Genomic DNA, 23,761 nt, shown 5'->3' on the forward strand with positions numbered 1-23,761 from the left:
CGCGGCCCGTCGGTCACCATCCGGTGCCTGCCCGCGCGCCTCGGCTGCGCCACCAGCCGCGTACCCAGTGGGCGGCCGCCAGCGGCGGGATCAGCGCGCTGGTGGCCAGCATGGTGGCGACCTCGTCGACGGATCGGGGGCCGGGGGCGATCCTCGCCCGGGCGAACTCGGCGGTGCCGGCGGCCCAACCGAGCGCGGCCAGAACGGTGGCGACGTCGAGCGCCCGCCGGGTCGGGCCGCCACGTGGCCGCGACCGGGCGGTGATCGCGCCGGCGACGGCCAGCACGGCGGCGCCGGTGACCGCGACGTGCCGGTGCCGGCGCCCCGGCGGCACGCCCAGTTCGGTGCGCCAGCGCGGGCCGTACAGCCGGCGCAGCAACGCGTCGTCGGCGTTGCCGCGCTGCGTGCGCAGGCTGATCCACCGGCTCTCCGGGCGTACCGGATGGGTCACCGACCGCTCCCCGACGAGCAGCTCCCAGCCGGCGCGGCGGATCCGGTGGGCCAGCTCGGCGTCCTCGCGGTAGGCGCGGGGGAAACGTTCGTCGAAGCCGCCCACCGCCGCCAGGGCGGCCCGCCGGTACGCCATGTCGGCGGTGATCCACTCGCCGTCGGCCAGGCCGGCGGTGACGCGTTCCCAGTCGGTTGGCCGCCGGTGGGTCGGCAGCGGGACCCGCACCCGCCCCTGCACGCCGCCGACGCGGTCGCCGACGGCCAGGTCGGCGCGCAGCCGTCGGGCCCAGTCGTCGGCCGGCACCACGTCGTCGTCGAGGAAGACCACCCAGGGCGCCCGGGCCGCCCGCCAGCCGACGTTGCGGGCCGCCGCCGGGCCGGCGCTCCGACCGGTCAGCACCTTGGTGTACGCCGCCAGCGCCCCCGGCACCGCCAGCTCCCCGGTCTCGTCGCGCCGGTCGTCGACCAGCAGCAGCTCCGCCTCCGGCAGCTCACCGATCTGGTCGGCGAGCGCGGCGAGCAGCACGGCCAGGCTCGGCCGGCCGAGGGTCGGCACCACGAGACTGATCACCGGGCACCGCCCAGCGCCGACCGGCGGACAGCGAACGGGCCGAGGGCGAGCAGCTCCACCGGCGCGGAGCCGAACAGCTCCATGGCCTCGCGCGGAGTGTCCACCATCGGCCGGCCGGCGGTGTTCAGCGAGGTGTTCACCACCACCGGCAGCCCGGTCAGCCGCTCGAACTCGGCCAGCAGCTCGGCCACGACCGGCTCGGTGTCGGCGGCGACGGTCTGCACGCGGGCGGTGCCGTCGACGTGGGTGACGGCCGGGATGCGGTCCCGCCACCACGGTTTCACCCGGTGCACGAAGAGCATGTACGGGCTGGGCAGCACACCGTCGAAGATCTCGGCGGCCCGCTCGGCGCGGACCATCGGCGCGATCGGCCGGAACTGCTCCCGACCCTTCACGTCGTTCATCCGGGCGGTGGTGGCCGGGTCACCGGGGTGGGCCAGCAGCGACCGGTGCCCGAGGGCGCGTGGGCCGTACTCGCTGCGGCCCTGATACCACGCCACGATGCCGTTGTCGGCCAGCACCCGGGCCGCCTCGGCGGCGATCGACCGCGGCCGGGTGTACGGCAGGGCGGCCCGACGCAGCTCCGCCTCCAGTTCCTCGTCGGACCAGCCACGGCCCAGGTCGACCCCGCTCATCGGCGCCGACCGGTCACCGAGCGCGCCGGCGACGTGCAGGGCCGCACCCAGCGCGGTACCCGCGTCGCCGGCCGCCGGCTGCACCCAGACCCGCCGGTACGGGCCCTCGGCCGCGAGCCGGGCGTTGGCCACGCAGTTGAGCGCGACGCCGCCGGCCAGGGCCAGGGTGGACGCCCCGCCCGAGGCGTCGTGGAGCCAGCGGGACAGGTCGAGGATCACCTCCTCCAGACGGGCCTGCACGCTCGCCGCCAGGTCCGCGTGGTCGTCGGTCATCTCGCCGTCGGGATCGCGCGGCTTGGCGAGGCTGGCCCAGTCGATCCGGTCCACGGTGAACCCACCGTCGTCGGTGACCCGGACCAGCTCGCGCAGCAGCCCCAGGTGGCGGGGGCGGCCGTAGGAGGCCAGCGCCATCACCTTGTACTCGTCGCTGGAGTGCAGGAAGCCGAGGTGTCGGGTCAGGTCCTCGTAGAGCAGGCCGAGCGAGTGCGGCAGTTCCTGCGTGCGCAGTGACCGCAGCTCGCCGCCGTCGTACACCCCGGCGAGGTGACTGGCCACCTCGCCGCGCCCGTCGAGGACCAGCACGGCGGTGTCGTCGCCGGCGGTGGGCGCGGCCAGCCCGGCGGACGCGGCGTGCGCCACGTGGTGGGGGACGAAGCGCACCCGGGCCGGGTCGAGGCCCGGCAACGCGGCGGCCAGGAACTGCGGTGCGCGGGTGGCGTACTCGACCCGCAGCCAGTCCCACGGGTCGCTCAGCCCGAGGGCCGCGGCGTCACCGCAGAGCGTCGGGTCGAAGGAGTAGGCCACCGCGTCGAGGTCGTCGACGCCCAGGCCGGCGCTGCTCAGACACCAGGCGGCGGCGAGTTCGGGCAGCTCCCAGGCGGAGAAGGGCACCGGTCGCTTGCCGTGCTTGCGACGGCTGAACCGCTCCTCCTCCGCGGCGGCCACCGCTCGCCCGTCGACCACCAGGGCAGCCGCCGGATCGTGGAAGATCGCATTGATACCGAGGACCCGCATGAAGGGTCGGTACCCCTGCTTCGCCCGACTAACCTGTAGATCATCGACTTCTCCGACGGCGCGGATCGACTGGTCCGGCGCGTGATCGGGCGATCACCATCCGTGTCCGATGTGGCCGGAGGCGGCGGAGGCCCCGCCGGCTGGCGGGGCCTCCGGTGACGGTTGCGGTCAGGAGACGGAGATGCTCCCGTTGCCCGCGCGGACGCAGGCCACCGACCGTGCGCTGGTGACGGCGGCGCCGCTCAGGCACTGGCCGAGCACCTGGTGCCCGGTGGCGTTCGGGTGCCACGACTCCTGACAGGTCTGGAAGTAGCTGACGCAGGTGTTGGCGATCCGCTGGATGGCGATCTTGTCCTTGCCGGAGAGGCTGGTGACGAAGGTGCCGTTCGGAGGGTTGTCCTGCAACCGGATCGGGGTGGCCAGCGCGCCGGTCGGGCTGGCCGCCGACTCGCAGAGCCGGGCGCCGTCGAAGGCCCGCTGCACGTTGAGGTAGACCAGGTCGGCGCCGGGGAACTCGGCGGCCAGGGTGTCCCGGGTGGACTTCACCAGGGTGCCCAGGCCCTGCGAGAAACGGTGTCCGGGCGCGAGGCTCGCCCGGTGGATCGGGCAGCCGGCCGCGTAGCGCTCGGCGCCGAGGTCGCGGAACTTGTCCCGGGTGTCGTCCCGGCCGTCCTGGGTGTGGAACGTCGGCTCCAGATCCAGCGGCAGCGGGTTGGTGTAGTCCTGGAACACGACCCGGTGCTGCCCGTCCGCGTCCACCTGGTCCAGGGTGGTCAGCAGCTGGCGTACCGCCGCGGTGGTCTCCGCGGTGGCGGCGCTGAGCTGCGCGGCGGTGGCCAGGTCGGCGTCGCTGCAGGGCTTCTGCTCCACCGGGCCACCGAGGTACGCCCAGAACTCCCACCAGCCCGTCCAGGCGTCGGCGATGAACCGGTTGGCGCACTTCTCCGCGACGCTGCCGAAGGTGAACGAGCTGTTGTTCGACCCGAGGCCGATCAGCACCAGGTCGATGTCCTGGGTCTGCGCGACGGCACGCACCTGGTCGATCTGCGAGGCCACCGTGCGGCCCTTCTCGCGTGCCGCCGACGCGGTGGCGATGTCGTGCGGCTGACCGCCGGAGCACGCCAGGTTGAACCGGTTCTGGATGCCCGGCAGGTTGGCCTGGTTCAGCGAGGCGTTCGCGGAGCGGTGGCAGAAGTAGGCGTTGTTGTTCGGTGCCGTCCAGCCGGGGAAGCCCTGCGCGACCCCGTTGACGTCGACCACCGGGGTGTACGCCCCGGCGCCCTCGCCACTGATGAAGCTGTCACCGATCGCCACCGCGGCGGTGGGCAGCGCGGCGGACGCGGGGGCTGGCAACGCGACGGCGGTCGAGAGCGCCGCCGTGACGATCGTGATTGCCGCGGCGAGCGCGGTACGCCGGAACCTGGGCATGGGGCTCCCATCCATCGAAAGATGAAAGATTCTCTGGGAGCGCGATCAGATCACCCCTGTGCGACGGGCGTCAATGGCCCGTAACAGAATCGTTCGATGAAAGACACGCCGGACCGGTACACCCGGGCGAGGTGCACCACCGTCACCGCCCAGCGACGCGAGGGCCGGGCGGCCTACCGGTGGGACCGGTGGCGCCGCCGGAGCAGGGCCGCACCGGCGGCGTTCAGCCCGACACCCCAGACGAGCAGGACCGTCAGCCACTGGACCCACCGCAGGGCGCTCATCTCGCCGGAGAGCAGGTTGCGCACACTCCCGTACGGGGTCAGCCACGCCTGGGCGGGACGCAGAGCGTCCACGCCGCCCAGCAGCCCGTACAGGCCCAGCGGCAGCACGATGGTGGCGAGGAACGCGACGACCGGCGAGCGCAGCAGTAGACCCAGCCCGGTGCCCACCAGCCCGGCAACGACCTGCACCAGCACACCGCCGACCGCGACGGTGCCGGCGTGCCGCCACGGTTGGTCGGCGATGTCCGCCGGAGCGAGGGCGAGCGTCACGGCGCAGACCACCACCCCGAAGACGCCGATGACGACTGCCGGCAATCCCACCGCCACCAGGGTCGGGCCGACGCGCACGGCATCGGGTGCCCGCCGCAGGTCACGCACCAGCAGGATGCCGAACAGCGGTGTCAGGACCGACATCAGGCTCTGCACCGTGTCCGACAGTGCGGCGAACGTCCGGTCGGCCGGGTCGGCCGCCGCGGTCAGCGCCACGGCGGCGAGCACGCCCGCCAGCAGGGTGATGGCGAGCAGCCACCGGCGGGCCCGCGTACCCAGGGCGCGCCGGAGGGCGTCACGCGTCGACTCGTGCGCCACGGTGGCCCCCTGACGGTCGGCCGTACCCGGGTCGTCGGGGCTCCTCGTCGCGGTCACCCGATCGGCTCTCGCTGAAGTTCGGCGCGCCAACGGCGTACTCCGCTCTGGTCCCGGATGTCCTCCACCCCGACCGGCGCGAGCCCGGCGCCGGCGAACGCGTCGACCTCGGCGCGGGTCAACGGCCACGGCGGCCCGACCGGTGCGGGGTCCCTGTCGGCGCGCCCGGCGGCGATGACCAGCAGGGTGCCGCCCGGCGCGACCAGCTCACCCACCGCGTCGATCGCCGCGGCACGGATCTCCGCAGGCAGAGCCTGCACCGTCATGCTCTCCACCACCAGGTCGAACGACCGTCGCCAGGCCGGTGGCGGGTCCAGCAGGTCCGCGGTGCGGTAGTCGACCGGTGAGCCGGGGTGCCGGTCGCGGGCGGCGGCCACCGCCGTGGGGGAGATGTCGAAGGCCACGGTGGCGAAGCCCAGCCCCGCGATGTGCTCGGCGTCGCGGCCGTACCCACAGCCCACCACGACCGCCCGGCGGCCAGCCCCGGTCGGACGCCGATCGGCGGTCCACTCGACGAGCAGGCTGTGCGGGTCGTCCCGGTCCCAGGGAACGATCGCCGCGCCGTGCCGCGCCTCGGTGTAGAGCTGCTCGAACCAGCCTGTCGGGTCACCGGCGGCCAGCGACGCCGCGGCCAGCCGCCCGGTCGCCTCGTCGTCGTCCATGCCCGCTCCCGCCCCGCGCCGGCACCTGCCGGACGCGATCGCCGGTCAGAATATCGGCCGGACGGCCCCTCCGTTGCCCCGCGAACGCCACGGCGAGGCCGGTCAGGGCCGCCGGGGGGCTGTTCCGTGGCTCACGTCTCAGGGGTCGACACCCGGCGGGTCGCGCGGGGCCTCCGAATCTTGTCCCAGCCTCGGGCTAGGCTCGCTGCGGCGCGCCACGCCGGCTGATGTCGCCGGTGAGAGGCAGCACACCGCCTGAGACCCGGGAGTTCGACCAGTTGACCGCAGAGCCTGACACCCTGTACGGGGCCGATGACCTCACCCACCTCGAGGGGCTGGACGCTGTCCGCAAGCGGCCCGGCATGTACATCGGCTCCACCGACAGCCGTGGCGTGGGTCACCTCGTCAACGAGATCCTCGACAACTCCACCGACGAGGGTGTCGCCGGTCACGCCAGCCACGTCGAGGTGATCCTGCACGCCGACGGCTCGGTGCAGGTCGACGACGACGGCCGGGGCATCCCCACCGACGTGCACGCCAAGTCCGGCATCTCCGGCGTCGAGCTGGTGCTCACCCGGCTGCACGCGGGCGGCAAGTTCGGCGGCTCCGGCTACAAGACCTCCGGTGGGCTGCACGGCGTCGGCGCGTCCGCGGTCAACGCGCTGTCCCGCCGGTTCGACGTGACCGTCCGCCGCGCCGGCAAGATCCACGCGATGTCGTTCCGGCACGGCGTGCCGGGGATCTTCGACGGTGACGGCCCGGACGCGCCGTTCACCGCCGGCCCCGGGCTCCAGGTGGTCGGCGCGATGAAGCGCCGGCAGGCCACCGGCACCTCGATCCGCTGGTGGCACGACACGCGCTACTTCGAGACCGGCGCGGCGCTCGACGTCGACGCGGTCCGGATGAAGCTGCGCAACACCGCCTTCCTGGTCCCCGGCGTGACGTACCTGCTGCGCGACCTGACCGGCGAGGCGCCCACCGAGGAGCGGTTCCACTACCCCAACGGGCTCAGCGACATGGTCGAGTTCCTCGCCCCCGCCGGCGACCGGCCCGTCTCCGGCACCCTGCTGGTCACCGGCGAGGGGACCTACCGGGAGAACGCCGCCGACGCCAACGGCGTCATGCAGTCCAACGTGCAGCGCCGCGCCGAGGTCGAGGTGGCGTTCCGCTGGGGCACCGGCTACGACCGCACCGTCGAGTGCTTCACCAACACCATCCGCAACGCCCACGGCGGCACCCACCGCAAGGGCTTCGAGCGGGCACTGGTCCGCACCCTCGCCGACGCCGTCCGCAACACCCGCGGGCTGCTCAAGGCCAAGGAGGAGCCGCCCACCCTGGACGACGTCCTGGAGGGGATGACCGCCGTGGTGCACGTGCGGCTCCCCGAGCCGCAGTTCACCTCGCAGACCAAGGACGAGCTCTCCACCACCGGCATCACCAAGGTCATCCACACGCTGGTCGAGGCGCACATCAAGGCGTGGATGGAGGACCGGCGCACCAAGGCCGAGGCGCGCACGGTGCTCCAGAAGATCGTCGACGCGGCCCGGGTGCGGCTCACCCAGAAGCAGCAGAAGGACGCCGCCCGGCGCAAGACCGCCCTGGAGGGCGCGTCGATGCCGCCGAAGCTGGTCGACTGCCGGGCCACCGGCATCGACCGCAGCGAGCTGTTCATCGTGGAGGGTGACAGCGCCCTCGGCACGAGCCGGATGGCCCGCTCGTCGGAATACCAGGCGCTGCTGCCGATCCGCGGCAAGATCCTCAACGTGCAGAAGGCCAACCTCCAGCAGGTGCTGGACAACGCCGAGTGCGCGGCGATCGTCCAGGTGCTCGGCGCGGGCTCGGGGCGTACGTTCGACCTGTCCGCGCTGCGCTACGGCCGAGTGCTGATCATGGCTGACGCCGACGTGGACGGCGCGCACATCCGGACGCTGCTGATCACCCTGTTCGCCCGGTACATGCGCCCGCTGATCGAGGCCGGCCGGCTCTACGCCGCCATGCCGCCCCTGCACAAGATCACTACCAAGGGGCGCAACCCGCAGGTCGTCTACACCTACACCCAGGCCGAGATGGAGACGACGGTCCGCAAGCTGGAGAAGGCCGGCAAGCAGATCGTCACGCCGATCCCGCGGTTCAAGGGTCTCGGTGAGATGGACGCCGACGAGCTGTGGGACACCACGATGAATCCGGCCACCCGGGCGGTCCGCCGGATCACCATGGACGACGTGGACGCCGCCGAGCGGATCCTCGAGTTGCTGATGGGCGAGAAGGTCGAGCCGCGCCGCAACTGGCTGATCGACTCCGCCGACCGCGTCGACCGCGAGGCGATCGACGCATGAGCACGGGTTCCGTCCGAGGGGAAAGCTGAGTCATGGCACGCCGCAAGGAAAACAAGGTCGATCTCTCCTCGTTCGACCAGGCCGGCGCGCGGGTCTTCGACAACCCGCTGGTCACCGAGGTCTCCGACTCCTACCTGGAGTACGCGTTCTCGGTCATCCACTCCCGCGCCCTGCCCGACGCCCGCGACGGCCTCAAGCCCGTGCACCGGCGCATCCTCTGGTCCATGTACGAGCAGGGCTACCGTCCGGATCGCGGGCACGTGAAGTCCGCCCGCATCGTCGGCGACTGCATGGGTAAGTACCATCCGCACGGCGACACGGCGATCTACGACGCCATGGTCCGCCTCGCCCAGGACTTCTCCCTCAACGTGCCGCTCATCGACGGGCACGGCAACTTCGGCAGCCCCGACGACGGCCCGGCCGCCTCGCGTTACACGGAAGCGCGGATGTCCCGCGAGGCCATGCTGCTCGTCGGTGAGCTGGGCGAGGACACCGTCGACGTCGAGCCCAACTACGACGGCTCGCTGACCCAGCCCACCGTGCTACCGGCCGCGTTCCCCAACCTGCTGGTCAACGGCGCGTCCGGGATCGCGGTCGGCATGGCCACCAACATGATCCCGCACAACCTCGCCGAGGTGGTGTCCGCCGCCCGCTGGCTGATCAACCACCCGGACGCCACGCTCGACAAGCTCATGGAGTACGTGCCCGGCCCCGACCTGCCCACCGGCGGCGTGCTGCTCGGCCTGGACGAGGTGCGCCGGGCGTACGAGACCGGGCGCGGCGTGGTGCGGATGCGCGGCAAGGTCGAGATCGGCCCGATCGAGGGCAGCCGGGGGCGTCAGGCGATCACGGTGGTCGAGCTGCCCTACGGCGTCGGCGCGGAGAAGGTCATCGCGGCGATCACCAACGAGGTCACCAAGACCAAGCGGTTGACCGGCATCGCCGACGTCAAGGACCTCACCGACCGCGAGAGCGGCACCCGGCTCGTCATCGAGTGCAAGGTCGGGGTCAACCCGCAGGCCCTGCTCGCCGACCTCTACCGGCTGACCCCGCTGGAGCAGTCCTTCGGCGTCAACAACCTGGTGCTGGTCGACGGGCAGCCGCGGACCCTCGGGTTGAAGGCGCTGCTGGAGGTCTTCCTGGCCCACCGGTACGAGGTGGTCACCCGGCGCAGCTCGTACCGCCGCCGCAAGCGGCAGGAGCGGCTGCACCTGGTCGACGGTCTGCTGATCGCGTTGCTGGACATCGACCGGGTGGTGCGGCTGATCCGGGGCAGCGACGACGCGCAGGCTGCCAAGGACGGGCTGATGAGCCAGTTCGGCCTCTCCGACATCCAGGCCACCTACATCCTGGACACTCCGCTGCGTCGCCTGACCAAGTTCGACCGGATCGAGCTGGAGGCCGAGCAGGAGCGGCTGCGCGCCGAGATCGCCGAGCTGTCCACGATCCTCGACGACGACAAGGTGCTCAAGAAGCTGGTCTCCGACGAGCTGGCCGCGGTGGTCAAGCAGTTCGGCACGGAACGGCGCACCACCCTGGTCGACGGTGACCTCAAGGAGGTGCTGGCCGCGTCCGCGCCGGCCGGTCCGCTGGAGGTCGCCGACGACCCGTGCCAGGTGATCCTCTCCGCGACCGGGCTGGTGGCCCGGACTGCGGCCGAGTCGGAGGAGAGCTCCGAGGGGCGCCGACGCAACGGCCGGGTCAAGCACGACACGGTACGCGCGATCGTGCACTCCACCGCCCGGGGTCGGGTGCTGCTGGTGACCAGCGCCGGTCGGGCCTTCAAGGTCGACGTGCTGCCGCTGCCGGTGCTGCCCGAGCAGGCCGGCACCGTGTCACTGCGGGGCGGCATGTCCGCCGCCGAGCTGGTGCCGTTGGAGCCGGGGGAGACGGTGGTCGGCCTGGCCCCGCTGGGCGGTTCGGCCGAGGGTTCACCGGGGCTGGCGCTGGGCACGCGGCAGGGCATGGTGAAGATCTGCGCGCCGGAGTGGCCGGTGCGCTCCGACGAGTTCGAGGTGATCGGCCTGCGCGACGGCGACGAGGTGGTCGGCGCGACCTGGCTGACCGACGGCGCCGAGACGCTGACGTTCGTCACCTCGGAGGCGTCGCTGCTGCGTTTCGCGGCGGGGCTGGTCCGCCCGCAGGGTCTCAAGGGTGGCGGCATGGCCGGCATCAACCTGCCCGCCGGCGCGCGGGTGGCCTTCTTCGGTGCGGTGCGCACCGACGATCCGGGGCACGGGGAGCCGATGGTGGTCACCTCCACCGGGGCGACGGTCAAGGTGACGCCGTTCAAGGCGTACCCGGCCAAGGGGCGGGCCACCGGCGGGGTGCGTGCCCACCGCTTCCTCAAGGGTGAGACGGACGTGGCCGTCGCCTGGGTGGGGCCGCGTCCGGTCGGCGCGACCGGCACCGGCGAGCCGGTCGAGCTGCCCGCGGCGGACCCGCGCCGCGACGGCTCCGGCTTCGCCGTGATGCTCGGCCCAACCGTGGTGGGCCACCTCATCGAACGCGACTAACCCAACCCCAACCCCAACCCCAACCCACCCCGCCCCGTTGATCATGAAGTTATTGCGGCGACACGCCGATTTTGCGGGCAATAACTTCATGATCAACGTAGTTCGAGGGTGGGTGGGGGAGTGGTGCGGCACGGTATGGTGGGGGTTCTGTTGTCGGTGAGGGTTCGGGTGCGCCGCTAAGCACTCTTCGCATGATCTTTCTTCTGTCCGGCGGAGTCGCCGGCGCGGCGTGAGCGCCGCCATCCGGGTCCGGCCGCCGCGCGAGTTGCGGGCCGCTCGCCGGCCCCGGCCACACCGCTGCTGGGGTCACCTGATCGCCGCTCCGCTCTGGCCGCTGCACGGCGCGAACCTGGGCACCCTGCTGCGCACCTGCGACGCGGTCGGTGCCTGCCTCGCCGTGCCGCCGTTCCGTTGGGTGGACGAGGCCGTGGCCCGAGGCAACACGCTGCGCCGGCCGGGCTGCGTCCACCGGGTTGGCAGTCCGCTGCGCTGGCTGGCCGCCGAACGGGCCGCCGGCACCCGGATCCTCGGGGTGGAACTGGCCGACGAGGCCGTCCGGCTGGGTGATCTGCCCGCCGCTCGGGGTCGCACCGTGGTGCTGCTCGGGCATGAGGCGACCGGCATCCCGCCCGAGGCGCTCGACCACCTGGACGCGGCGGTGGAGATTCCCATGGTCGGGCACGGCCACAGCCTGAACGTCGCAGTCGCCGGCTCGCTGGTCCTCTACAAGCTCGCCGGCCTTCTCTAACCCTCAGCCTGTCCGTGTCCGCGGCGCGGCGGGCGAGGGTGGGGAGGGTCAGGCGACGTTGATGGGGCGGAACTGGACGCTGACCCGGGGGCCGACGGCGCGGGCGGTCTTCGGGATGGCGTGTTCCCAGGTGCGTTGGCAGGAGCCACCCATCACGATCAGGTCGCCGTGGCCCACGGGGAAGCGCAGGCTGTCGCCGCCGCCGCGAGGGCGCAGCAGCAGTGGCCGGGGCGACCCGAACGAGACGATCGCGACGATCGTGTCGGTGTGCGCAGAGCGACCGATGGTGTCGCCGTGCCAGGCCACGCTGTCGCGCCCGGAGCGGTAGAGGCACATGCCGGCCGTGACGAACGGCTCGCCCAGCTCGGGAGCGTAGTGCCGGGTCAGCTCCGTCCGTGCCTCGGTGAGCACCGGATGGGGCAGTTGCTCGTCGCCGCCGTACCAGCAGAGCAGGCGGGGCACGTCGACCTCGCGGTCGTACATCGGGCGCCGCTCGGCCCGCCAGGGGACCTCGCTGAGCAGGGTGTCGAGGACCGCGTCGGAGCCGCGCACCCAGCCGGGGAGGTGGTCGACCCAGGCGCCCCGGGTGAGGTGGTGCCGGCGGATCTGGCCGGGCAGCGGCCCCAGGGTCGGCCCGGCGTCGGCCAGGTCGAGCATCGACGGCTGGTAGGCGGCCTGCGTCATGGGGCCACCCTAGCAGCACTTTCGTACACCCGTGCCAATTGATGTACGGGGTGCGTGACCCTGGCCGACGGTCAGCCCCCGACGGCGGCGGGGCGTACGGCGTCGAACACCGCGTCCACGACCCGTGCCCGGCCCCGCCCGTCGACGGTGGACCAGGCCCGTGCGGCGAGCGCCGTGCGTCGCTGCGGTGAGCTGAGCAACCCGTGCAGGGTGCGCGCCGCCGCCGCGCGGGCGGCCCGGCCGGCGACCCCGCCGCCGGTCAGCTCCGGCAGTTCGCCCAGGCCGGCGGCCAGGCCGTGCCGCACCACCCGGGCGTACGAGTCGCGCTGGTTGTCCACCACGCAGACCAGCGCCGAGGGTGCGCCCAGGCAGCAGAGTTCCCAGGTGGACGTGCCGGCGGCGCTGACCACCAGGTCGGCGGCGGTGATCAGCGCCGGCAGCGATCCGGTGGGCGGGACGGGCCGTACGACCTGCCCGCGCCCCGGGGTGATCTCCTCCAGCTCCGCCTCGATCTCCGGTCGGCCGACGACGACCGTGAGGTCCATCGGATGGCCGGTGGCCACCAGCACCCGGGTCAGCACCGGGGCCGCGCCGACGGCGTCCGTGCCCCCGAAGAAGGCCAGCACCCGGGGCCGGCTGACCGCTGTGGCGGGTCGGGGGGCCGGCGGTCGGGCGGTCACCACCGAGTCGCGCAGCAGGGCGTACCCGCTGCCGGCGAGCAGCCGTCCGGGCAGCGCGGCGGACTGCGCCCCGAAGTTCTGGTCGAGGTAGAGGTCCGCGTCCTGGCCGCGGCTGTCACCGTCGATCAGGGCGAGGGTGAACACACCTGCGGCGCGCAGCGCGCCCGCCCCGGCCGGGTCCAGCTCGTAGGAGTCGAGGACCAGGACGTCCAGCTCGTGGCGGCGGGCCGCCTCGACCAGTTCGGCCGGCGACTCCGGCCCCGGATGCAGGGGGATGCCCCGCGCGGCCAGCTCCGCGGTGGCCCAGTCGAGCCGCTCGACCGCGCCGAACACCGCGACGTGGGCGCCCCGGGCCAGGAACTCCTCGGCGAGCGCCAGACAGCGGACGAGGTGGCCGACGCCGCGTCGCGGCCCGGCGTCGCAGCGCAGTCCGACCCGTAGCGTGCTCAGGACTCCTCCAGCCGCTTCTGCCGTACGTCGGCGTTGAGGGCGCGCAGCCGGGGCTGACCGTCGAGCCAGTCGGCGAGCTTGGCCAGCGGCACGCTGACGTCGCCGAAGTGGTCGGCCACGGCGCTCACCAGCGCCCAGTCCTGCTCGGTGTCGAGGGTCAGCCGCAGCGCCGAGCGGTCCGGGGTGAGCGTCACCCCGAGCACCCGGAACAGGTCCGGATGGGTGTACGCGTACGAGGTCACGTGCACGCGGTGGTGACCGGTGGCGAGCCGGTCGAGCGTACGCAGCGTCTCCGCGCGGATGATCTCCACGTCCATCCCGCGGGGCAGGGTGCGGGCGATCGACGTGCTCGCGTAGTCCAGCCCGGGCACCGCGCGGTAGACCGACGCGACCAGTGTGATGATCTCCGGGTCGAGCAGCGGGCAGTCGGCGGTGAACCGCATGACCGCGTCGGCGGGGTGTGCCGCCAGAGCGCCCACGAAGCGGCCCAGCACGTCGTCGACCGGCCCGCGGTGGCAGGGCACTCCCAGTCGCGCGCACTCGGCCACCACGGCGTCGTCGACCGCGTCGGTGCTGGTGGCGACCACCAGGTCGGCCAGGACGCCGCTGTCCCGCGCGGCGCGGACCACCCGGCCCAGCACGGAACGCCCGGCCAGCGGGCGCAGCACCTTGCCGGGTAGTCGGGACGATCCCATGCGGGCCTGCACGATGCCGACGATGCGCGGTCCTCCGGCCGCGACCGTGGCCTCCGTCGGGAGCACCGCCCGCGCCGCGTCGGGCGCGCCGTCGTGGCCGGTCACTGCTGCTCCTCCTGCTTCGGCGCGAGCGCCCAGCGGGCGCGGCGCTTGGCGGCACGGGCACCCCGCTTGGCCAGCCGCGCCGGGGTGATGGCGAGCCGGCCGACCCGGTAGCTGAGCGAACCGCTGAGCAGGCTGATCGTCGTCTCGGCCCGGCGCAACGCCCGCTCCCGCGAGGTGAGCAGTTCGTCGGTCCACCTGGCCAGGGAGGCGAGCCGGCTGATCTCCTCGCGCTGGCGCAGCCACGCCTCCCGCAGTTGCTGGTAGCTGTGGGCACCGACCGGCGGGTCGGTCGGCTCGATGGCGTGCAGCCGGGTGGCGAGGCTGCCCCGGCCGTCGGTGTCCAGCCCGTGCAGCGCAGCGGTGATCGCCGCCTCGGCCTCCACCGCCTGCGCCACGGTGTCCCGGGACAGGTCGTGGCCGGCGAGCCCGCCGAGCACCACGGTCAGTCCCGCCACGTCGAGGGTGGACGACCACGGGTTGGCGTACCCGCCGGTGAGCAGCTCCGTCGCGAAGCGCCACAGCCCGCGGGCCAGCACCACGTCGCCGGGCACCGCGGCGGTGGCCCGCCAGCTCGGGTCGAGCACCGCGTAGCGGTCCCCGTCGACCACGACGTTGTCGGTGCTGGCCAGCGCGCCCGCTCCGGCGACCCGGCCGTCGTCGTCGGCCTGGCCGGCGAGCCAGCCCGCGTACCCCTTAAGCAGCGTGCGCAGCGTCGCCAGGTCGCGGCGCAGCGCCGCGTCGAGCAGCAGGGTACGCAGCAGCCGCCCGGACGGCACCGGCCCGGTCAGCGCGTCGGGATCCCGGTACGCGGCCTCGCGGCTGGCGAACGGCGCGGCGGCCGGCACCCTCGCGTCGGTCGACGCGGCGAGCCCCCACCGCCATCCGGACGGGCCGTGCAGCACCTCCAGCACGCCGATCCCGGGCGGCCCGGTCTGCGCCAGCACCGTCGGCAGGTCCCCGCTGCCGGCCGGTGTGGCCGGGTCCGCCGGCCCACCGGGTCGCCGGGCCAGCATCAGCCAGCCCGGCGCGAGGTCGGCGGCGCGCCCGGCGTGCAGCGCGTCCACGGCCAGCCGGGCCGGGTCCTGGAGCACCGGCGCGGTGGTCGAACCGCCCGCGCAGGCGCCGTGCAGCACCGCGTCGAAGAGCCCGGACCCGGTGTCCCGGTCGAGCTGGTCGGCGTCGAGCAGCGCCGTCGCGCTGGCGGCTGCGGGGTACGCGGCCCAGCAGGCGGTCGGCAGCAGCCCGGAGCCGGTGAGCCGCTGGCGCAGCTGCTCCCGGTTGGCCGGGTGGGTCCGGTCCAGCACGCCGCCGATCACCCAGGCGGAGTCGTCCCGGTCGGCGTACCAGGGGGTGGCGGCCACCATTCGTTGCAGGCCGAGCGGGTTGTCCAGGCGCAGCAGCAGAGCGCCACCGGGCCGTACGGCGGCGGCCAGGCGTGCCAGCACCCCGTCCCAGCCGAACCGGGCGCCCTCCACCGACTCCACCGGGTCCAGCCCGGCACCGGCGATCACCACGTCGTACGTGTCGTCGTCGGGCAGCCCACCCGGGCCACCCACCACCACCCGGGCGGCCCGCTGGGCCAGCGCCACCGCGTCCGGGTGGCTGCGCAGCAGGCAGGTCACCTCGGCGTGGGCGAGCCGGTCCAGCAGCGCCGGGTCGTGCGGCCCGGCCAGCAGGACCCGCGCACCGGCCGGCACGATCCGGGCGGCCAGAGCGGCCAGCGGCCCGCCGTCGGCCAACCGCTCCTTCGGCAGGTCGGACCAGGCCAGCATCTCGCCGCCCGGCAGGGTCATCCGGCCGGCGGGTGCCGTCTCAGTCGTCACGGTCTTCCTCTTCCTCCTGGAGGTGCGCCCAACCGAGCAGCTCGCGCAGCTCGGCCGGCGTGCAGCGGTGGTCCGTGCCCAGTTCGGCGCGGGCGATCTCGACCGCGGTGGGCAGGTCGACCGCGGCGCCGTGCAGCTCCGGCCACTGCCGCCGGATGCGGGCGGTCCCGCCGAAGGTCGGATCCTCGTTGGAAAGGATCATCGGGTCGCCGTAGACCGCCGGTTCGCAGCCCGCCGCGATGCCGTAGAAGATGGCGCTGGTCAGCCGGTTGGACGCTACCCGGCGGTGCCGGCGCAGCTCGGTCAGCTGGTTGTCGAGGAACTCGGGGTCGGTGTCCTTCCACCAGTGCCCCCGGTAACCGTGGCAGATGACCCGGAAGCCGGCGCGTTCGTAGAGGCGGCGGACGTTGCGCATGCCGTACTCGTGCCAGTAGAGGCAGACCGTCACGGGGCCGGGCTCGGTGTCCCGGATACGGGCGATCAGCGCGCGGTGGTCACCCTTGACGTGCTGGCCCTCCCAGCCGTGGAACGGGTACCAGATGGTGCCCTCCCGTTCCTCGGCGGGCGGATCCTCGGGCCGCATGGCCAGGAGGTAGGCGAACGGGGCGCCGATCACGACCACGTTGCGCCGACCCACCGACCAGGCCCGGCGGCGGGTCTGCTCCGACCAGAGCAGGCTCGGGGTGCGGTCGGCGTACGGGTGGCCGGGGGCCAGGCCGTCGCCGATGTTCCAGCCGTGCTGCACGTACCCGTTGATCCGCGGGGGGTGCCGGTCGCCGAGGCCGGCGTACCGGGCCAGCACGTGGGCGTGGCCGTAGAAGTGGTTGGCGTGGTGCATCAGGTTCCCATCAGGCGGCGGAACGCACCGAGCCGGCCCGCAGGGCCGCGGTCAGCGCGTCGATGACGCGGTCCTGGTCGGCGTCGCTGAGTCCCGGGTAGAGCGGCAGCGACAGCTGCTGGGAGTAGAACGACTCGGCCACCGGGCAGGATCCGCGCCGGTAGCCCAGGTCCGCGAAGACCGGGTGCCAGTGCACGGGGATGTAGTTGACCTGCACGCCGATGCCGGCGGCGCGCATCCGGTCGTACACCTCGCGGCGACGGCCGTCGAGCACCCGGATCGGGTAGAGGTGCCAGGCGGGTCGCGCCCACGACCGTCGGCCCGGCAGTCGGACGCCCGGCAGGTCGGCGAGGGCCTCGTCGTAGCGGGCCACGAGCCGGTCCCGGCGGTCCAGGAACTCGCCGAGCCGGCGCAGCTGGCTGCGGCCCAGCGCGCAGAGCACGTCCGGCAGCCGGTAGTTCAGCCCGAACTCGTGCACCTCCTGGTGCCAGCCGCCCTCGTCCGGCCACCGCTGCTCGTCGCGCTCGCGGACCAGACCGATGTTGCGGAACCGCCGGGCCCGCTTCAGCAGCTCCGGGTGCGGGGTGGCCACGGCGCCGCCCTCGGCGGTGGTGAGGTTCTTGGTGGGGAAGAACGACAGGGTGGTCAGGTCGGCCAGTGTCCCGACCGGGCGACCCTTGTAGCTGGCGCCGATGGAGTGCGCGGCGTCGGCGAGCAGCAGGGCGTCGTGCCCGCCCATCGCGGTGCGCAGCGCGTCGTAGTCGGCCGGGTGGCCGGCGTAGTCGACGGCGGACACCACCCGGGTGCGGGGGGTGGTCGCGGCGGCGACCGCCGCCGGGTCGAGCGTGAAGGTCTCCTCCTCGACATCGGCAAAGACGATCTTGGCGCCGAGCGCGACGGCGCTGCTGGCGGTCGCCACGAACGTCATCGGCGGCACGATCACCTCGTCGCCGGGGCCGACGCCGGCCGCCGCGTACGCCACGTGCAGCGCGGCGGTGCCGTTGGAGACGGTGGCGCAGCCCGCGCCGCCGGTCCACGCCGAGAGGTCGGCCTCGAACGCGTCGACCTGCGGCCCGGTGGTGAGCCAGTCGCCGCGCAGCACACCGGCCACGGCGGCGACGTCGTCCTCGGTGACGGAGTGCCGGCCGTACGGGAGCATCCCCGTCATGCGGTGAGACCGAGCATGTCGCGCAGCTGGTCGACGCTGAGCCACTCGTCGTTGGTGTCCGACTGGTAGGCGAAGCCGTCCGGCACCGGCTCGCAGTCGACCGGCGGCTGGTAGCCCCAGCCGGCGATGGTCGGCTGGACGATGTACCGGTCCTTGGCGCGCAGCGTCCGCCGGCTGTCGTCCGGCGCGATCATCTCCTCGTGCAGCTTCTCGCCGGGCCGGATGCCGATCTCGTGCGTGGTGGCCTCCGGAGCGACCGCCTCGACCAGGTCGAGGATCCGCATGCTGGGGATCCGCGGCACGAACAGCTCGCCGCCCTGCATCTGGTCGAACGAGTCCATGACGAACTGGACGGCCTGCTCCAGCGTGATCCAGAAACGGGTCATCCGCTTGTCGGTGATCGGCAGGCTCTTGCCCTCGGCGGCCAGCCGGCTGAACAGCGGGACCACCGAACCCCGGCTGCCGACCACGTTGCCGTAGCGGACCACCGCGAACCGGGTCGGGTGGTGGGCGGCGTAGTGGTTGGCCGAGACGAACAGCTTGTCGCCGACGAGCTTCGTCGCGCCGTACAGGTTGATCGGGCTGGACGCCTTGTCGGTGGAGAGCGCGATGACCTTCCGCACCCCGGCCTCGATCGCGGCGTCGACCACGTGCTGCGAGCCGGTGATGTTGGTGGCGATGTACTCGGAGGGGTTGTACTCCGCGGTGTCCACCTGCTTCAGGGCGGCGGCGTGCACCACGTGCTGCACGCCGTGCATGGCCCGGGTGAGGCGGTGGCGGTCCCGGATGTCGCCGATGAACCAGCGCAGCCGAGGGTCGTCACCGAGCTGCTGGCGCAGCTCGTACTGCTTGAGCTCGTCGCGGGAGAACACCACCACGCGGGCGGGGTCGGCTTCGGTGAGGATGTGCCGGAGGAACGTCCTGCCGAAGGAACCCGTTCCCCCGGTGATCAGAATGGACGATCCATTCAACTCACTCAATTTGGTGCTCCCGTGATCGTGGATGAACGGGCGGCCCTCGGCCGGCCGACCGGGGTGAGACGCTAACCGCGGCGGGTTAACGGGCCGGCGCTCGCGGGTTAACCGCTTCCCCTGCCCCCGTGAATGCCGGGCACCGCGTAGGCGAACACTTCCGGCCACCCGCGAAGCGGCCTGACCAGGCTCGATCCGGCCGTTACAGTGGCCGCGCGAGCGACCCGTCCGCCCCTGCGCGCCGCCGGTTCCCGCGTTCACCCGACCGTCGCGCCACCCCGGCGCGAGCGGTTCACCCCGAGCGTCACCGGCGTGCACCGGCCCGGTCCGCCGGCAGTTCAGGAGGCGTTGATGGCATCCGGCAGCGACGTGATGGAACGGCCGGCGGTCCCGGCCGGGACGCAGCCGGCCACGGTCGGGCGGCGCTGGCTGGTCCCGCTGCTGTTGCTCGTCGGCTGGGTGCTCAGCGTCGCCTGGCGGATGTGGCTGTCCCGGCACATCGTGCTGCCGATCGCGCACACCGACGAGGACAGCTACCTCAACACCGCCCGGGCGCTGGCGGGCGGGCCGGGCGGGTTCAGCAGCGAGAACGAGCTTCTGCGCCGGGTGGGCTACCCGATGCTGATCTCGCCCGCGTTCCTCGGCGACCGGGACTTCAGCGACAGCTACCGGCTGGTCCACCTGATCAACGCGATGGTCAACTCGACGCTGCTGCCGCTGGCGTACCTGCTCGGCCGGCGACTGCTCCAACTGCGCCGGTCGTACGCCCTGCTCGGGGCCGTGGTGGCCGCGACCCTGCCGGCCACCGCCTTCTACTCCGGCGTTGCCATGATCGACACGGTGATGGCGCCGCTGGTGGTCGCCTGGCTGCTCGCCGTGCACCGCTGGATCGAGCGGCCCGGGCCGGTCGCCGCGGCCACCGTCGGCCTGCTGGTCGGCGCGTTCCACCTCCTGCACTCCCGCGGCCTGGTGATCGTGGCGGTGCACGCCGGGCTGGTCCTGCTGCTGCTGGTCCGCCGCCGGATCACGCCGGCCGCGGTGCTCGCGGCGCTGCTGCCGGTGCTCGCCCTGGCGCTGGTCAACGAGGCCGGCATCCGGCTGCTCGGGGACAAGGTCTACCTGCTCGGCAGCACCCCGGGTGGCAGTGTGGTCGACGCGGTCGCCTCCGGCGCGGGCGTGGTCCGGGTCGGCGCGGCGGTCACCACCCAGCTCTGGTACCTCGTGGTGATCACGTTCGGCATGGCCGGGGTCGCCTGGGCCGCCGCCGTCCGTGAACTGTGGCGCCCCCGGCGCGGCGACGCCACCCGCTGGACGATGGGTGTGGCGCTGGTGGTGAGCGTCGGAGTGGCCAGCGGTGCGTCGGTGATCCTGGCGGGCATCACCGGGAAACCGCTGGACGCCATCTACGGCCGCTACGTGCAGATGCTGGCCCCGTTCTGGCTGCTGGTCGGGCTCGGAGTGCTGCTCACCGCCGGCCGTCGGGTCGTGCTGCGCCGGGCCGCCGTCGCGGTCGCGCTGCTGGTCGCCGGCGGCGCGCTGATCGCCGTCCGCCTCGCGTACGTCGCCAGCCGGGGGCACTCGCTGCGCTACGGCGGCTTCGGCGCACCGGACCTGATGGCGCTGACCGGCGGCTGGCGGGAGTTCCGACCGGTCGTCGGGTCGCTGATCGGCATCGCCGGCTGCGTGCTGCTCGTCGCGGCGGCCCGGGTGCCCCGGCTGCGGCTGCCGGTGCTCGGCGCCCTGGTCGTGGTCAACCTCGTCACCATGCAGGTGATCGACCAGCGGTTGGTGCGGCCGATGGTGGCGAGCACCGCGCCGACCCCGTGGGTGGCCGATGTCGGGGTCCGTCCCGGCGAGCGGGTCTGGGCCTCCACGGGCGTGCACTACATCCAACGGTTCAACCTCAGCCACCAGGTGACGTGGACCGACGTGCGGTGGTTCCGGGAGCAGCCGCCGGCCGCGGCGCAGGTGGTGTTCGCCCGTTGGGCGCCCGGTCAACCCGACGACTGGGACGGCGCGGCGTACGGCTTCGTCCGGCTCGGTGGCAACGTGCGCCAGAACTGGGCGGCGTGGCGGCGGGCCTGACCGCCCGCGCTCCGGTGGGCACCGCTTTTCGTGAACAGCCGATGTCCACCGGACACACGGCCGGTTAATGGTGTCGGACGATTGCGGAAATGCGTACCGGAATCAGCGCTGCCGACGGTCGGCCCGGGCCAGCGAAATCGGTATGACGGTGATTTCCCGCCCGTCGGACAGCTCCTGTCGCGGGATGCCCTCGACGAATCGGAAACGTCGGTTCATCTGTCGTACGACCGTGTTGTGCGCCAGCACCTCCCCGTCGAGCCGGTCCAGGTGCAACCCGTCGAAGGCGTACTCCACGGCCTCCCGCATCACCGCCAGCCACACGGGCAGCGTCTCGCCCCGTTCGGCCAGCCCGTCGGCGTCGAGATAGAAGCCCCACGCGCCGGTCCGGGAGCCGTCCAACCGCAGGTCGAAGAAGGTGACCACGCCGCAGGGCAGGTCGTCGCGGACGTACACGAGCACCCGCCGGGACGGGTCCCCGCGGACCGCCGACCACCACCGGGCGTGCTCGTCGGCGGTGATTTCGTGGCTGGTCTTGCTGACCTGACGGTTGGTTTCCTGATTACGCCAGGACAACATCAGGTGAACGTCTTCCGCCGTCGCTTCGCGCAGCACGTACCTCTCGCTTTCCGATCTGTTCACGTCCGGTTCCGGCACCCTACCCGGGCGCACCGGGAAATCGAATGGCCATTCGTCAGGAGGTAGACTCCGGCGCATGAACGAATTGAGTCGCGCGCAGATCCGCGACCTCATGGCTCAGGTGCTGAAGAACCAGGACAAGGAGCTGCCCGCCGACGACGGTGCGCAGTTGCGGGAGATCGGTTTCCGCTCGCTGGACTTCTCCGAGCTGGCCCTGCGGGTGGAGGACGAGACGGGGGAGGAGCTCAACTTCGACGCACCCGGCCTGCGCCGCATCGCCACCGTCTCCGACGTCCTCGACTTCCTCGTCGAGCTCCAGCAGCAGTGACCGTCGCGACACCCCACCCCCCGGCCGGCGCGCGCCTGGCCGGCGCCGACAACCGGCTCGTCGTCGGCGGCACCACACTGACCTGGGGGACGTTGCCGACGCCGGCGCTGCCCGACCCGGCCGCGGTGCTCGCGCACTCCGCCGGTCACGCGCTGGCCGCCGCGCGGCAGCACGCCCTGCACGGCACCGAGCTGCTGCTCAGCACCGTGGGCCGGGTCGACGCGGCCATGCGCGCGGAGCTGCTCGACGCCGGGTTCACGGTGACCGTCCTCGACGACGACGGTGCGCACCCCGGCGCGCCGCCCCGCCCGCGCGCCGGCGAACCCGGGCGGCTCTGGCTGCTGACCTCCGGCTCGACGGGCCGCCCCAAGCGGGTCGGGCACACCCTCGACACGCTGACCACCGTACGGGCGGGCCAGCCGGACCGGACCTGGCTCTGCCCCTACGCCCCCGGCACGTACGCCTGGTGGCAGGTGGTGACCCTGTCGCTGACCCAGGCCGGTCAGCACCTGGTGGTCGTCGAGCCGGACGAGTTGGACGACTGGCCGGCGGTCGCCGCCGCGCACGGGGTCGACGCCGCTTCCGGCACGCCGACCTTCTGGCGGCGCACCCTCTACCGGGACGCCGCCGCGCTGGCCCGGGTGCCGCTGCGCCAGATCACCCTCGGCGGGGAGCCGGTGGACCAGGCGATCCTGGACCAGCTGCGGGAGGTCTTCCCCGCCGCCCGGATCTCCTGGATCTACGCGTCCTCCGAGGTGGGGGCGTCCATCGTGGTGCACGACGGGCGAGCCGGGTTCCCGGCCGCCTGGCTGGGCAGGGAGGCCCCCGGCCGGCCGACCCTCTCCGTCCACGACGACGAGCTGGTGGTCACCTCGCCGTACCACGGGGTCGGGCTGGCCGGCCCGGTCCGCACCGGGGACCGCGTGCAGGTGGTCGACGACCGGGTGCTGATCACCGGCCGGCTGGATTCCGACGAGATCAACGTCGGCGGCAGCAAGGTCTCCGCCGGTGTGGTCCGCGGCGTGCTGACCGGGCATCCCGCGGTGGCGTGGGCCCGGGTCACCGGCCGCCGGGCGCCGGTGCTCGGCCGGATGGTGGTCGCCGAGGTGGTCCTCACCCCCGCCGCCGGCGTCACCGACGAGGCCGCACTGGTCCGCTGGTGTGCCGAGCGGCTGCCCGAGCACGCGGTGCCACGCCGGATCCGCGTGCTGACCGAGATCCCCGTCAAGGAGACCCTGAAGAGCGATGTCTGACCTCGCCGACACCCAGCTCGTCCCGCCCAGCTCCGTGGTTCTCGTCTCCGGCGGCTCCCGGGGGCTGGGCCTGGCCATCGTCACCGACCTGCTCGACCACGGCGTACGGGTGGCCGCGTTCGCCCGCACGGTCACTTCGGAGCTGGAGAAGCTCGCCGCCGAGCACCCCGACCGGGTGCACGTCGGCTCCGTGGACGTCACCGACCTGCGCGCCGCCCAGGGCTTCGTCCGCGAGGTGGAGCAGCGCCTCGGGCCGATCGACGGCATCGTCAACAACGCCGCCGTCGGGCAGGACTCCCTGCACGTGCACACGTCCACCGACGACATCGCCCGGATCATCGAGACCAACCTGACCGCGCCGTTGCAGCTGACCCGGCTGGTGATCCGGCGGATGCTCGGCAAGGGGCTGCGCGGGCGGATCGTCAACATCACGTCGATCTGCGCGCAGCGCGGCTTCCCCGGCCTGGTCGCGTACTCGGCCACCAAGGGCGGCATGGACGCCGCCACCCGCTCGCTCGCCCGGGAGCTGGGTGGTCGGATGCTGGTCAACGCGGTCGCCCCCGGCTTCTTCGCCTCCGAGATGTCCGCGGTGCTCGGCCCGACCCAGCTCGACCAGATCGTGCGCCGCACCCCGACCGGCCACCTGACCGAGCCGGTGGAGGTCGTACCGGTGGTCCGGATGCTGCTGCGGGAGCACACCAACATCAACGGCCAGGTCATCGTGGTGGACGGTGCCGCCTCCATCTGACCTGCGAC

20 protein-coding genes are annotated in these 23,761 nt (G+C 73.3%); 7 read left to right on the forward strand and 13 right to left on the reverse strand.

The window, feature by feature from the left end:
* Positions 1-13 precede the first annotated feature (13 nt).
* From ACTWLT_RS28735 to ACTWLT_RS28755, 5 genes are all read right to left on the reverse strand, one after another.
* The gene (locus tag ACTWLT_RS28735) at positions 14-1,021 is read right to left on the reverse strand and encodes a glycosyltransferase family 2 protein (RefSeq protein ID WP_445321058.1); all 1,008 of its coding nucleotides are present in this window, start codon (positions 1,019-1,021) and stop codon (positions 14-16) included.
* The gene (locus tag ACTWLT_RS28740) at positions 1,018-2,670 is read right to left on the reverse strand and encodes a carbamoyltransferase family protein (protein WP_445321059.1); all 1,653 of its coding nucleotides are present in this window, start codon (positions 2,668-2,670) and stop codon (positions 1,018-1,020) included. Before ACTWLT_RS28740 ends, ACTWLT_RS28735 begins: the two co-directional genes overlap by 4 nt.
* A gap of 168 nt (positions 2,671-2,838) precedes the next feature.
* Positions 2,839-4,098 (reverse strand): SGNH/GDSL hydrolase family protein, encoded by a 1,260-nt coding sequence (locus ACTWLT_RS28745; protein ID WP_445321060.1) that lies wholly within the window; start codon positions 4,096-4,098, stop codon positions 2,839-2,841.
* Positions 4,099-4,271: 173 nt separating this feature from the next.
* Positions 4,272-5,027, reverse strand: a complete 756-nt coding sequence (locus tag ACTWLT_RS28750) for a hypothetical protein (RefSeq protein WP_445321061.1) — start codon at positions 5,025-5,027, stop codon at positions 4,272-4,274.
* Complete coding sequence (locus tag ACTWLT_RS28755) at positions 5,024-5,689, reverse strand: class I SAM-dependent methyltransferase (RefSeq protein ID WP_445321062.1); 666 nt, start codon at positions 5,687-5,689, stop codon at positions 5,024-5,026. Before ACTWLT_RS28755 ends, ACTWLT_RS28750 begins: the two co-directional genes overlap by 4 nt.
* A gap of 227 nt (positions 5,690-5,916) precedes the next feature.
* On the opposite strand from ACTWLT_RS28755, the gene ACTWLT_RS28760 reads away from it, so the two are divergent.
* From ACTWLT_RS28760 to ACTWLT_RS28770, 3 genes are all read left to right on the forward strand, one after another.
* Positions 5,917-8,025 (forward strand): DNA gyrase/topoisomerase IV subunit B, encoded by a 2,109-nt coding sequence (locus ACTWLT_RS28760; RefSeq protein WP_445321063.1) that lies wholly within the window; start codon positions 5,917-5,919, stop codon positions 8,023-8,025.
* A 32-nt stretch (positions 8,026-8,057) separates the two neighbouring features.
* On the forward strand, positions 8,058-10,541 hold the full coding sequence (locus ACTWLT_RS28765) for a DNA gyrase/topoisomerase IV subunit A (RefSeq protein WP_445321064.1): 2,484 nt from the start codon (positions 8,058-8,060) through the stop codon (positions 10,539-10,541).
* Between the two features lie 229 nt (positions 10,542-10,770).
* On the forward strand, positions 10,771-11,289 hold the full coding sequence (locus ACTWLT_RS28770; protein WP_445321065.1) for a TrmH family RNA methyltransferase: 519 nt from the start codon (positions 10,771-10,773) through the stop codon (positions 11,287-11,289).
* 48 nt (positions 11,290-11,337) lie between these two features.
* Here ACTWLT_RS28770 and ACTWLT_RS28775 read toward each other — a convergent pair whose 3' ends face one another.
* The 7 genes from ACTWLT_RS28775 to pseB form a co-directional block, all read right to left on the reverse strand.
* Positions 11,338-11,973, reverse strand: a complete 636-nt coding sequence (locus ACTWLT_RS28775) for an alpha-ketoglutarate-dependent dioxygenase AlkB (RefSeq protein ID WP_445321066.1) — start codon at positions 11,971-11,973, stop codon at positions 11,338-11,340.
* 71 nt (positions 11,974-12,044) lie between these two features.
* Complete coding sequence (locus tag ACTWLT_RS28780) at positions 12,045-13,103, reverse strand: PseG/SpsG family protein (RefSeq protein ID WP_445321108.1); 1,059 nt, start codon at positions 13,101-13,103, stop codon at positions 12,045-12,047.
* A complete protein-coding gene (locus ACTWLT_RS28785; protein WP_445321109.1) occupies positions 13,100-13,822 on the reverse strand; it encodes a cytidylyltransferase domain-containing protein in 723 nt (240 codons plus the stop codon). The genes ACTWLT_RS28780 and ACTWLT_RS28785 overlap by 4 nt, the downstream gene beginning before the upstream one ends.
* Positions 13,823-13,899: 77 nt before the next feature.
* Positions 13,900-15,726: a class I SAM-dependent methyltransferase gene (locus tag ACTWLT_RS28790; protein WP_445321067.1), complete on the reverse strand. Its 1,827-nt coding sequence runs from the start codon at positions 15,724-15,726 to the stop codon at positions 13,900-13,902.
* Positions 15,716-16,564, reverse strand: coding sequence for a hypothetical protein (locus ACTWLT_RS28795; protein WP_445321068.1), 849 nt, complete (start codon positions 16,562-16,564; stop codon positions 15,716-15,718). Before ACTWLT_RS28795 ends, ACTWLT_RS28790 begins: the two co-directional genes overlap by 11 nt.
* Before the next feature lie 10 nt (positions 16,565-16,574).
* Positions 16,575-17,732, reverse strand: a complete 1,158-nt coding sequence (locus tag ACTWLT_RS28800; RefSeq protein ID WP_445321069.1) for a DegT/DnrJ/EryC1/StrS family aminotransferase — start codon at positions 17,730-17,732, stop codon at positions 16,575-16,577.
* A complete protein-coding gene (pseB, locus tag ACTWLT_RS28805) occupies positions 17,729-18,712 on the reverse strand; it encodes a UDP-N-acetylglucosamine 4,6-dehydratase (inverting) (RefSeq protein ID WP_252419919.1) in 984 nt (327 codons plus the stop codon). The genes ACTWLT_RS28800 and pseB overlap by 4 nt, the downstream gene beginning before the upstream one ends.
* Positions 18,713-19,054: 342 nt before the next feature.
* Between pseB and ACTWLT_RS28810 the strand changes: the two genes are divergently transcribed.
* Positions 19,055-20,788, forward strand: coding sequence for a hypothetical protein (locus ACTWLT_RS28810; protein ID WP_445321070.1), 1,734 nt, complete (start codon positions 19,055-19,057; stop codon positions 20,786-20,788).
* 102 nt (positions 20,789-20,890) lie between these two features.
* Here ACTWLT_RS28810 and ACTWLT_RS28815 read toward each other — a convergent pair whose 3' ends face one another.
* Positions 20,891-21,427 carry a GNAT family N-acetyltransferase gene (locus ACTWLT_RS28815; protein WP_445321071.1) on the reverse strand — a complete coding sequence of 179 codons (537 nt, stop codon included), beginning with the start codon at positions 21,425-21,427 and terminating at the stop codon, positions 20,891-20,893.
* A gap of 73 nt (positions 21,428-21,500) precedes the next feature.
* Here ACTWLT_RS28815 and ACTWLT_RS28820 point away from each other — a divergent pair, with 73 nt between their 5' ends.
* Genes ACTWLT_RS28820 through ACTWLT_RS28830 form a run of 3 tightly spaced genes read left to right on the forward strand, consistent with a single transcriptional unit; the run spans position 21,501 to position 23,753 of the window.
* A complete protein-coding gene (locus ACTWLT_RS28820) occupies positions 21,501-21,752 on the forward strand; it encodes an acyl carrier protein (RefSeq protein WP_252419922.1) in 252 nt (83 codons plus the stop codon).
* Positions 21,749-23,005, forward strand: a complete 1,257-nt coding sequence (locus tag ACTWLT_RS28825) for an AMP-binding protein (protein WP_445321072.1) — start codon at positions 21,749-21,751, stop codon at positions 23,003-23,005. Before ACTWLT_RS28820 ends, ACTWLT_RS28825 begins: the two co-directional genes overlap by 4 nt.
* Positions 22,998-23,753 carry an SDR family NAD(P)-dependent oxidoreductase gene (locus tag ACTWLT_RS28830; protein WP_445321073.1) on the forward strand — a complete coding sequence of 252 codons (756 nt, stop codon included), beginning with the start codon at positions 22,998-23,000 and terminating at the stop codon, positions 23,751-23,753. The genes ACTWLT_RS28825 and ACTWLT_RS28830 overlap by 8 nt, the downstream gene beginning before the upstream one ends.
* The last annotated feature ends 8 nt before the right edge of the window (positions 23,754-23,761 follow it).

Source organism: Micromonospora yongxingensis, from assembly GCF_052601155.1.